Raw genomic sequence first — 11,873 nt, forward strand, 5'->3', positions numbered from 1 at the left:
TCTCCTCCACTACCTCACTCGTTTTAACACATTCTTATGAAAATCATTGTCTTCGAGACCAGTGTTAAAGCGCATTTCACTTGTTGTTAGCTCAGTGCTTTTTCCTGTTTGATGATTTGTCATCGCCATAGTGTGCGCTCGCCAATATTGGTTGAGGTACTGCTTGTAATCGGAAAAAGAAAGCGTTTTTAACAACGACCCTTTGCGATCGTAAAACTCAACTTTCAGTGGGCGGTAATGCGCTTTATCTAACCACACCGTTTGCTTGGTATAACCTGAGTTCTTATCGGTCGGAATTTGCTCTACGACGAAAACATCTTGCCCGTTTATGCTGTCATCTTTTAGGTAGTTGAAACGGTATTTTTCAATCTCAAAGGAACTGAGATCCTCATACGCAAATTCACTGCCCATGAAAGGGCCTGATTTGTTACGCGAGGAAATACGTTTCACACGCTTCAATGCTGGAAGGTAAAGCCACTGGTCATCGGCACCCACTGTATGAGAGTGGTTGAGAAACGCGGTGCCTTTCACATCTCTTGGTTCATCAAATATTGTGAGTCCTTTGTCACCATCGTCCTCAACTTCGAGTGATTGGAGGCGCATTAAACGTGTGCTGCTTTCTCCTTGTGCGTTCCGCAGAATCATTTTCATGGTAGCAACAGAATCCCCCCACCCTTCATCACGGGCTTTGCGCTCTTGAGCAATTTCTAATCCTTTCGCTTCATCCGCTAACACCGCATGACTCATAAAAAGCGAGACAGAAAGTGCAGATACTTTTAAGGCATTTTTTAGTAAATTCATGTTCAATCCTTTGATTCGTTATGACTGAATAACAGCCGTGGTTTGAGAGTCAGTTGATTTAAGCTTGTTTCGGCGGTCCACCTCGTCGTAGACGCCTTTGTCAAACAACATCAGTAGAGTCGGTAGAAAGATGAAATCCACAACAAGAGCAATGAAGATAACAATGGCACTCAACTGCCCCATATCGGCATTTAAGCGGAAGCTCGACATCGCCAGAACGGAGAAACCAGCAACAAGCACGACAGTCGTAATCCAAAGCGCGCGCCCCACGGTGCGAAAAGCGTAACGAACCGCTTGTTCCGCGCTATGGCCATCTTTACGAGCGTGTTGGTATTTAGAGAGAAAATGAACGGCATCATCAACCACAACGCCAAGCGTCAACGTCACAACAACAGACAACCCCAAATTAATTTCACCAGAAACCAGCGCCCAAATACCAAAACCAATAAGCGCAGGGGCGATATTCGGGACCAGGCTGATTAAACCGAGCTTGAACGAGCGTAAGGCAAAGATCAGTAATGCCGAAATTAAGACCAGAGTGATAGGCAAGGTTGACAGCATGCTAGCCATATTCGTTTCGCCAATATGCGCAAACATCAGTGATGGACTAGAAGCAACAACATCATACTGAGGCGCGTTTTCGTTAAACCATTGGTAAATACGATTTTCCAAATCAACAAGCTCGACGCTGCCCAAGTTCTCCACAGTGAGAACCATCTTGATCGACGACTTATCAACATTGATTTGGTTGTTCAAATCTAAGCCATACGGTAGTGACATTTCATAAAGCAGCAGATATTGAGCCGCTAATTCTCTGTCTTGAGGGAGCGAGTAATAAGCCTGATCATCTCCATGCATGTTCTTGTTTAGACGCTTATAAACATCGCTCAAGGTCGCAACATGGTCCGTTTCTGGCTGCAACCTTAGCCAGTCAGTAAATTTACCCACGGTATTGAGAAAATTAGGATCCGCAATACCCTGCGATTCGTTAGTTTTTATCGCGATACTGATGTTCGCCATGCCACTGATTCGCTCTTCCATAAAATCAGCCGCTCGACGAAATTCATTGCTATGACCAAAGTACTCGACGGATTCATCGTTGACTTTGTTCAGCGGAATCAAACTCGCACTCGCGACAATAACAAGCACCGACAACGGCAATAACGCATGTCGCTTTGACACCACGAAATCCCCTAAGTGATCCATAAAGTGCTTTCTTTCATCAGCAGTGTCTGACTTCACCCTAACAGGAAGGATATGAAGTAACGCCGGAAGTAATGTGATGGAAAGGAAACAAGCAATCATGACGCCAAGGGCTGATAGGTTGCCGAAATCTCTCAGGATTGGAGAATCCGACATATTCATCATTAAAAAGCCGATCGCGGTGGTAATGGAGGTAATCAGGATGGGCATGAAATTGAGCGCAATACTTCGTTCAATAGAATGGGCTTTACTAAAGCCGTTTTGCATAGACTGACGCATCGTCGCTATAATGTGTACACAGTCGGCGACGGCAAGCGTCATCACCAAGGTAGGCACATTAACTGTCGCCGTGCTTAAGAACATACCAGCCCATCCTGATAATCCCATTGTCACCATAACTGAGCCGATAATAACGATGAGTGTCGCGATGACGCTAAGCAATGAGCGCAACATGAGAGTCAGGAAAACCAATATCACTAGTAGCATGGTCGGCACTAGCGTCGCGCTGTCATCTTGAGCTGCGGTCATAAACGCGTAGTTCATTGCAATAATACCGGCTTTGTGGAACTCAGTATCCGGGTACACTTGCTGATAACGCTCAATCATTCCGTTTATGTAGGCAACCACTTCTTGTACTTCAGCGGTTTTATCGACCTCAGGGAGTTGGACCGTAATATTCACGACCGTGACATCCCCTTTTTCGGAAATCAGTGAACTTTTCAAAACCGGCTCACTCAACGCAATGCTTTTGACTTTCTCGATTCGCTGAGGCGTCAATTCATATTCGCTATACAGTAAATCTTCGACAAGAAGATCATCTTCAAACGCTTCGGTATGCTGGTAGTTGGCAAGGGAATCAACACGGGTGGAGTATGGGACTTGCCACGCCTCGTCAGTGATCTGCTGAATAAGAGATAAGGTGTTAGGAGTAAAAACAGTGCCACTTTTTGGCGCTATGACCAAAGCAAGACTGTCAGATTTTGCAAAGGTAGTCTGAATTTCATCAAACGCAAGTAACTGCTCATTTGTTCCATCAAAAAAGATGTCGTAATCCCCTCTAAAGTAAAGATTTTTTCCTCCAATAGTTGCTATAACAATCAATAAAACGGTAGCAAGCACAACCAACACACTGTAATTCGTTGGTAGCTTGACCCAGCTCATTCGGGCTTGTTGTTGAACGTTGTGATGTGGCATCACACTCTCCTTTTGTGACGTTTCGTCAAATTTAAAAACTAAAAAAAACAGCGAATGCTGTGATAACCAGATAACTTCAACATATAAAAATCAGATCGAATTTATTTGGTTATATAAGTTAGTTTTTGAGTAACTTCCTATACTTCTCGAGATCGGTAACTTGAGTACCAATTTCTAATTTTTTGACGATTCGTCACAATGGTGTAATAAAAAAGCCAACTAAAATATTAGATGGCCTCTATAACGATTAGCGATTCACAGACTCTAAATAAGCAAGCTCTTCGCTGAACAATTCCTGTTCCACTCGACGCCACGTTTTACGGTAATCCCACTCTGTCGATAAAGGTGACCACCCTAAACCATCAAGTAACATATTCGCGTTATGCAGTACTGAGAATGGATCTTGAATTCGCTGAATACATCGACTGTTCGATGCATTTTGCGCTAGAGCGTTTGAACCGAAGGCAATAGACCAGTTAGCAAATACGATGGCATCAGAACCAATTGCGGGAGAGAACTTAAGGTCTCCACATTCCACCGCATTATTCACCAACGCATCAGCACCATCTATTACTTGTTCTTCTAAGTTGTTCAATTCATTCACACGCTTAGGCGAAGCTTTCTCTAGGACCCAAGGCGTCTTTGCAACAATCGCACAGGTTGATAGTACAGGCTCCATACGAGCGTAAATACGATAACCTACATGCATAGCAATGATTTTTTCTCTGGTATTGCCATTGAACTTAGCGGTACGTTCGAAAAATATTGCCTCGCTTCTCAGCGAGTGAATACAAAGCGCAAGAATCACATCTTCTTTGCTGCAAAAATGATTGTAGATCGTTCCCTTCGAGTAAGGGCTTGCCGCGGTGAGCTTGTCCATCGTTAAGTTGGCAAAGCCTTGCTCTTGAACCAGAGACTTAGCCAATTGAATAAGCTCTATTTCACGATCAGCAATCGCCTGTTGTTTTTTAGTTAGCCCTGAAGACGTACGACATCCGTCTTGCTTGCTATCTTTTTTACAGCGAAAGTTAAACATAATCCTTTGATCCGTATACCAACACACTCCCAATAATTGTAACACGATTCTTGAATACAGGAACGCCACTAAATTTGACGAACCGTCATAAATGACACTTCGTCATAATAGATCAAAAAACAAACATTGCAAGTATGAATTTATAGCTAACCGAAAAATAAGCATTACTTATATATAACCAAGTAACATCAAGATGCTTGGTTCAGCGAGAATGATTTGATTGTAAGGAAAATCTAGAGTGGAGTGCGGGGACACAACCCCAAAAATCAGAACTTTAAAAATTGGACAACGAGTGATATTGAAATGATGTTATTCAAAAAAGCCCAAAACACTTAAAGTTTGGATTCAAAACAGCAACTGATAGATGCTCTATTTACAAAGTGTGTTCTGTCTTGGGCTTTTCTTTTACTGCTTCCTTTCAATATTAGAGCTGAAAAACTCAATAACATGGTGAGAAAGCGATTCTCTTTAAGTAAAAGACTGAATTTCTAAATCGAGAGGCTTGGTTTATCACCTGCAGATGCAATGGCATAACGAATATCGTCAATAAATCGCCCTTCTGTCTCGATAATTCCATCAGAGAATGTGACTGGTTGATGTGGCCCTGCAAGTAGAACAATATTTGTAAAATCAGAGACGTTAAAGTTCTCTGCCACAACATTTTTGGAATGAAAATCGATAACCGTTTTTGCGACTTGATCTTCCAATTGCAAAAGCTGCTCTTCAGTAATTTTCATGCGTGCCAAAGCCACACGAACGCATTTATCGTGGGTTGTTGTCTGTTCTTTTATGATTTCCGTATATTTATCATTGAGCTTGGAGTTTTCTGCATAGCTGTAATATAACGGCCCGTGCAACGTTATATTTTTATCTTCATCAACGTAAACAAGATCCAATAACTCCAAAGCTTTTAGGTAATCAGACATGCTTTGCTCAGACAAATCATACTTTTTCTTTAAAATGGAGTATCCATCTTTGCCTCGCAGCATTCTCAATTCACGATAAAAATCGTAAAGATGGGGAAATTGAAAAAAAACTTCATCTTGCGTACGGCTAAAGTAATCCTCGTCTTCGCCTTGTAATTGATTCGCAAGCTTTTGTAGTTCATCTAACGTGCAATCAACAGCTCTACAATATTCAAGCAGTTTATCCAAAGCGAGATTTGTGCTTGTTAAGTGTCTCTTAAAAGTGGACAGCGGCATGCCCATTTTCTCAGATAGCTCTCGATATGTTAGCCCTTTTGTTTTAATCGCTTGGCGTAATGCGGCTAGCAAGTATTCGGGAGTCAGATCTCTCATCTACAATTCCTTTTGGCAATGTTACAGCTGTATAGTATTTGTAACAATTTAGAACCGCTTGGCAAGGTATAAGTTCATATTTTTATAAGAAAAATATGAATTAATATATCGAAATCAAAATTCACACGATAAATGGAAAATTCAATATGAATTCAATTTCATTATGAATATAAAATAATACACAAAACAAAAGTGAAGCAATTACTCTAAATCATCGCAATTAATTTTAATAGTAACGTAGAGTTGAGAATATAAACCTATTCGCTCTGCAAAAATCTAGAATAATTAACCTAAAAGGAACAGAACGGTAAATGCATAATAATTCACCACTCTCTATTAGCATTTTTGCACTGCTATTCAAGTAGACTAGTCCGCCAGTTTCACTGCAGTACCAAATGCCAAAATTTCCGAAGAACCATCTACGATTGAGCTTGTGGTAAATCGAATCCCTACAATTGCATCGGCACCTTTAGATTCAGCGTCTGCTACCATGCGCTGTATAGCTATATCACGCGCGTCGGTCATCATTTCCGTGTAACCGCGAATTTCACCGCCAACAATGCTTTTGATACCCGCCATGAGGTCACGACCGATGTGTTTTGATTGAACAACATTACCAGTTACAACCCCTCTTATTTCAGAGATCTGCTTGCCCGGAATGCTTTCTGTCGTTGTGTAGATCATTTTTAGTCCCTTATAAACGTAAAATATATACCCAAGCCATTTTATTACCAACAGAGCAGTGATCACTAATCAAATCGGGAAGACTGATAGACAAGATTCTGAATGGCAAAACTGAAAAATATTTGGGTATATATTTTAGCAATAAAAAAGGAGAGCTAATGCTCTCCTTCTCTTAATCCTAAACTGCTAATTAAAGAGCAGCTTTCGCTTTTTCAACTAGAACTGCAAATGCAGCTTTGTCGAATACTGCGATGTCCGCAAGGATCTTACGGTCGATCTCGATAGATGCTTTCTTAAGACCGTTGATGAAACGGCTGTAAGATAGACCATTTTGACGAGATGCCGCATTGATACGTGCAATCCATAGTTGACGGAATTGACGTTTCTTAGCGCGACGGTCACGGTAAGCGTATTGACCAGCTTTAGTAACTGCTTGGAAAGCTACGCGGTAAACACGTGAACGCGCACCGTAGTAACCTTTAGCTTGTTTTAGAACTTTCTTATGACGTGCACGAGCTTGTACACCACGTTTTACGCGAGGCATTATGCTTCTCCTAAACTAAACGATTGATAACTAAAAAGAATTAAGCGTATGGCAACATACGGATTACTGCAGCCACTTCACATTTTGGAAGGATTGCATTCGGACGTAGTTGACGCTTGTTCTTAGTAGTACGCTTAGTCAGGATGTGACGTTTTGTAGCGTGCTTGTACTTAATACCACCAGCAGTTTTCTTAAAACGCTTAGCAGCACCTTTGTTGGTTTTCATCTTAGGCATGATGAACAACTCCGCATTGAGTAGGTTTAATAAACAACGTAATTAGGGCGAACAAAACCCAGCCGTTATGCCTTTATCGAAAGGAAAGCGGCTAGGTTTTAATTACTTGATGAGCCGTTAATTACTTCTTTTTAGGGGCTAGCACCATGATCATCTGGCGACCTTCAATCTTCTTAGGGAAAGATTCAACTACAGCAAGTTCTGCAGTATCTTCCTTAAGACGATTTAGAACGTCAACACCGATGTCTTGGTGTGCCATCTCTCGGCCACGGAAGCGAATTGTTACCTTCACTTTGTTGCCTTCTTCAAGGAAACGCGTCAGGTTGCGTAGTTTTACCTGATAGTCTCCAATATCAGTTCCAGGACGGAATTTTACTTCCTTGATCTGGACCTGCTTTTGCTTCTTCTTCTGCTCTTTAGCAGTTTTGCTCTTCTCGAAGAGGAACTTACCATAGTCCATCACACGACAAACAGGTGGCTCGGCGTTAGGACTGATCTCAACGAGATCCATACCAGCTTCTTCAGCAGCTGCAATGGCTTCTTGAATCGATACAACACCAACTGATTCACCGTCAGCGCCTGTTAGTCGAACTTCACGAATACCACGAATTTCACCGTTGATACGGTGCGGGTTTTGTTTTACCGGCTGTTGGCCACGTCTTCCGCCTTTAATAGCTTATTCCTCCAGATTGAGCTTACGGCTAGAGATCTCGTCTTGGATGTATGCAATAAAATCATCCACTTTAAATTTACCAAGATCTTTACCTTTACGAGTACGTACTGCAATTTCGCCAGCTTCCATTTCTTGGTCACCAACAACAAGCATATACGGTACACGCTTCAAAGTATGTTCGCGGATTTTAAAGCCAATCTTCTCATTTCTCAAGTCCGCTTTAGCTCTAATTCCACTTTTTTGTAGTTTTTGTACTATTTCTTGAACATAACCTGACTGTTTATCAGTAATGTTCATAAGAACTGCTTGTTCTGGCGCCAACCAAGTTGGGAAGAAACCAGCATATTCTTCGATAAGGATACCAATGAAGCGCTCTAGTGAACCTAGAATCGCACGGTGAATCATTACCGGTACAAGACGTTCGTTATTTTCACCTACATAAGTAGCGCCTAGGCGACCTGGTAGGTTGAAGTCTAGCTGGACAGTACCACACTGCCAAGCGCGGTCTAGACAATCGTATAGTGTGAATTCAATCTTAGGACCGTAGAACGCACCCTCACCTTCTTGAATTTCGTATGGGATATCCATCGATTCAAGAGACTGCTTCAATGCTTCTTCAGATTGATCCCAGATTTCATCTGAACCTACACGTTTCTCTGGACGAGTAGACAGTTTCACTACGATGTTATCGAAACCAAATGTTTGGTACGTATCGTACACCATCTTGATGCAGTTTGTTACTTCTTCTTGAATTTGGCTCTCAGTACAGAAAATGTGAGCGTCATCCTGAGTAAAGCCACGTACACGCATAATACCGTGTAGTGCACCAGATGGTTCGTTACGGTGACATGAGCCGAACTCTGCCATACGTAGCGGTAGGTCGCGGTACGATTTTAAACCTTGGTTGAAGATCTGTACGTGACCTGGACAGTTCATTGGCTTAATTGCGTATTCACGGTTCTCAGAAGAAGTTGTGAACATTGCATCAGCGTATTTATCCCAGTGACCTGAGCGTTCCCAAAGAACACGGTCCATCATTAGCGGACCTTTTACTTCTTGGTAACCGTACTCATCTAGCTTAGCGCGGATGAATACTTCCAGATCACGGAAAATAGACCAACCATTGTGATGCCAGAACACCATACCCGGTGCTTCTTGCTGCATGTGGAATAGGTCTAGTTGCTTACCAATCTTACGGTGGTCACGCTTCGCTGCTTCTTCTAGGCGAGTTAGATGCGCTTTCAGTGCTTTCTTATCGTGGAAAGCCGTACCGTAGATACGTTGAAGCATTTTATTGTCGCTGTTACCACGCCAGTAAGCACCTGCCACATTCAATAGGGTGAAGTGTTGACAGAAGCTCATGTTAGGAACGTGAGGACCACGACACATGTCGATGTATTCTTCATGGTGGTAAAGACCTGGACGATCATCACGAGATACGTTTTCGTCTAGGATTTCCACTTTGTATGGTTCGCCACGTGATTCAAACGTATCACGCGCTTCCTGCCAGCTTACTTTTTTCTTAACAACTTCGTACTTGGTTTTCGCTAGCTCTTTCATACGCTTTTCAATCTTTTCAAGATCTTCTTGCGTTAGAGACTCATCTAGGTCGATATCGTAGTAGAAGCCGTTGTCGATGGTTGGACCAATCGCCATTTTAGCTTGTGGGTAAAGCTGCTTAAGAGCGTGACCAAGAAGGTGAGCACAAGAGTGACGAACGATTTCTAGACCGTCTACTTCATCTTTTACGGTGATGATTTCAAGGCTTGCGTCTTCTTCAATTAGGTCACACGCATCAACGCGGTTACCGTTTACACGACCAGCGATCGTTGCTTTTGCAAGACCAGGACCGATCGATTGCGCAACTTCCATAGTAGAAACTGGGTTGTCAAATTGACGCTGACTGCCGTCAGGAAGAGTAATAATAGGCATGCTATGTCCTTTACAGTGGTGTTGCACACCAAGCAACACATGTTATTCAAATTAGAAGCTATTTGTTGAAAATAGTTGAGAGTCAATAGAGGCCTCTCGGTAACACGAATACCGGACCGTTATCGAAAATGGGATTGTACCTAGCTCACATTTAGATTGCAAAGCGCGATTTTGTTTTATCATAAGAACTTAACCTCATGCCCCGTCACGACAATCTGATGATTATTCTTAAGGGCTCACATCATTTGTAAACGGAGTTACCCCCTCCCAATAGAACTTGAATACACAACTGGTATAATAGTTCCTGATACATATTAACCAACACAGGACCCAGCACACCTAGTTCCACCTCAAAGTGCAATTTAGGTATATAGTTGTTTTATTGAGTAGTTTGCATGTAGGTGTTCATCATGATCTATTTCAAATCGCGCTTTATGGGGCTTCTAAGCATTTCGATATGCTGTGTACCAGCCATGGCATCAGATGACCTGTATGGGCCGCTACGTTCTTACGCACAATCTCCGATGCAAGTGGTTAGCCATACCAATATACTGCGCTCAGGACATAGCCTTCCCTCTGACTTTGTCGAAACCTATGGCTCAGGAACCGTGGCTAGTGTTTGGGCTCATACTGATGAATACGCACTGGATTATTACCACAACCAAATCGAAATTGGCAGCAAGTGGCAAATCAATAGCCGTTGGCAATGGGAACTCAATTATCGGTGGGTTTTTGCCGCTGATAACCATTTAGATGGACTGACTAAAAGCTTCCATAACCTTTTCGGTATCGGACAGAATGGCCGAGACAAAGTAGACAGAGATCGTTTTTACATTTCAATGCCGCAATATGATGTGCTGGAAGACGACTTCGAAGGACAAACGCTTGCCAATAACTTATCTACTTATTTGCAATATCAAGTGTTTCAGAATGAACATCACGGCCTATCTATTGGTGGCAGCTTATATTTTAATGATGTTGCTCACGGGACTTTTCAAGGCAGTAATTTCGAGCAAGGTTTCCAAATAAATTACAGTTATTTGAGTGACGCCCATGCATTTTACTCGATGGTTGGCATGACGTTTCGCTCAGATGATCGCGCCTTGCTGGATCTACCCTATCGGCATAATACGATTGCCGTTGCAGCTGGGTACCGTTATGCGTTGGAAGATAACCACCACCTGATGTTTGAATACCATTGGTATCAAGGATCGACAGAAGGACCCGCAGAGTTTGCTGATGCCTCTAATGAACTGGTATTAGGCTATCGATATCTAATGGAAAACTCCGCGCTTGAGTTTTTAGCCGTAGAGAACGCACGAAACATGGATAACAGTACCGATATCGCTTTCACAATAGGATATCGGTACATATTCTCATCAAGTTGATGAGAACTATAGATTTAGCGTTGGTGCAACCGCGGCAGCGACTTGAGCATCAGTTGCATTGATCGGCAACGTAAACGAGCGATATTGGTCACCAGCCAAGCTGAGCGAACGGTCAATCTCCGCCAAACAATGCATGACTTGCCCTTCCAGAATAAAAGAAAGCTCAATTTCTTTTGATGAGATAAAGCCGTTATTTCGGAACTCTAACTCTTGATAAATTCCAGAGCGAGAAGCAAACGAGCCACCGCGCAAAAAGCCTTTTTCAACATCGGCTTTAACCATAGTGAAACCAGCTTGCTCGATCGCTTGAATAACGCGAGATGCTACTGGTAGTGGTTTCACTTCAATATAGTCACGGTCACGCGGGTCAATCGCAAAATCAATATCTAAAGTCGTTTCAACCCAAACATGGCATTGATTCTTAAGTGCGCTAACCGCAGTAATTGGCGTTTCATCATGCAGTTTTAGCTCAAACGGAATCTGCTTCTCTTCATTAGGTTGAATCACAAAGGGGTCTACCGCCTTCAGCTGATCAATAGTGAACGTTTGGTAACTTACGCTATCATCCACTTCGACTTTCATCTCTGTGTTCAACTTAATAGTAATAGCATCAATTTGTTGTTCGACGTCTCCGCCTTTGATATGAACATGCCCTTTCAGCGTCGCTCCTTGAAACACGCTCATTTCGTCTAAAATCGTATCTACTTTTGCAGAACCGATCCCCAGTGATGCTTTCAATTTTTTAAACATGTTTTTCCTTTTTAGCGACTTTTCTTCTAATAATCGTTTGTTTACACAATTGTTTTATACTCTGCAAGCAATAGACCACAAGAAAATGTTCGAATTCCATCATCAATCCAAATAATACTCAGCAGCAAGAGTCAT

The 11,873-nt window shown here is 42.3% G+C and carries 11 protein-coding genes; 1 reads left to right on the top strand and 10 read right to left on the bottom strand.

The window, feature by feature from the left end:
- Window positions 1-9 precede the first annotated feature (9 nt).
- The 9 genes from L3V30_RS04200 to thrS form a co-directional block, all read right to left on the bottom strand.
- Entirely contained in the window at window positions 10-801 is a 792-nt protein-coding gene (locus L3V30_RS04200) for an outer membrane lipoprotein-sorting protein (protein WP_048626274.1), read from the bottom strand.
- 18 nt (window positions 802-819) lie between these two features.
- Complete coding sequence (locus L3V30_RS04205) at window positions 820-3,198, bottom strand: MMPL family transporter (RefSeq protein ID WP_104971560.1); 2,379 nt, start codon at window positions 3,196-3,198, stop codon at window positions 820-822.
- A gap of 247 nt (window positions 3,199-3,445) precedes the next feature.
- A complete protein-coding gene (locus L3V30_RS04210) occupies window positions 3,446-4,234 on the bottom strand; it encodes a TetR/AcrR family transcriptional regulator (protein WP_005395898.1) in 789 nt (262 codons plus the stop codon).
- A 488-nt stretch (window positions 4,235-4,722) separates the two neighbouring features.
- Window positions 4,723-5,532, bottom strand: coding sequence for a helix-turn-helix domain-containing protein (locus L3V30_RS04215; RefSeq protein WP_006741660.1), 810 nt, complete (start codon window positions 5,530-5,532; stop codon window positions 4,723-4,725).
- 366 nt (window positions 5,533-5,898) lie between these two features.
- Window positions 5,899-6,216 (bottom strand): heavy metal-binding domain-containing protein, encoded by a 318-nt coding sequence (locus L3V30_RS04220; RefSeq protein ID WP_005377919.1) that lies wholly within the window; start codon window positions 6,214-6,216, stop codon window positions 5,899-5,901.
- A 190-nt stretch (window positions 6,217-6,406) separates the two neighbouring features.
- Window positions 6,407-6,760, bottom strand: coding sequence for a 50S ribosomal protein L20 (gene rplT / locus L3V30_RS04225; RefSeq protein WP_004727974.1), 354 nt, complete (start codon window positions 6,758-6,760; stop codon window positions 6,407-6,409).
- Window positions 6,761-6,800: 40 nt separating this feature from the next.
- Window positions 6,801-6,995: a 50S ribosomal protein L35 gene (gene rpmI / locus L3V30_RS04230; protein ID WP_005377932.1), complete on the bottom strand. Its 195-nt coding sequence runs from the start codon at window positions 6,993-6,995 to the stop codon at window positions 6,801-6,803.
- 121 nt (window positions 6,996-7,116) lie between these two features.
- A complete protein-coding gene (gene infC / locus L3V30_RS04235) occupies window positions 7,117-7,668 on the bottom strand; it encodes a translation initiation factor IF-3 (protein WP_074191168.1) in 552 nt (183 codons plus the stop codon).
- A gap of 3 nt (window positions 7,669-7,671) precedes the next feature.
- A complete protein-coding gene (gene thrS / locus L3V30_RS04240; protein WP_005395892.1) occupies window positions 7,672-9,600 on the bottom strand; it encodes a threonine--tRNA ligase in 1,929 nt (642 codons plus the stop codon).
- A gap of 410 nt (window positions 9,601-10,010) precedes the next feature.
- Between thrS and L3V30_RS04245 the strand changes: the two genes are divergently transcribed.
- Entirely contained in the window at window positions 10,011-10,988 is a 978-nt protein-coding gene (locus L3V30_RS04245; RefSeq protein ID WP_237308386.1) for a DUF3187 family protein, read from the top strand.
- A gap of 6 nt (window positions 10,989-10,994) precedes the next feature.
- Here L3V30_RS04245 and L3V30_RS04250 read toward each other — a convergent pair whose 3' ends face one another.
- Window positions 10,995-11,738, bottom strand: coding sequence for a sporulation protein (locus tag L3V30_RS04250; RefSeq protein ID WP_134646802.1), 744 nt, complete (start codon window positions 11,736-11,738; stop codon window positions 10,995-10,997).
- Between the last annotated feature and the right edge of the window lie 135 nt (window positions 11,739-11,873).

Source organism: Vibrio sp. A1-1 (assembly GCF_021728175.1).
Lineage (GTDB): Bacteria > Pseudomonadota > Gammaproteobacteria > Enterobacterales > Vibrionaceae > Vibrio > Vibrio diabolicus.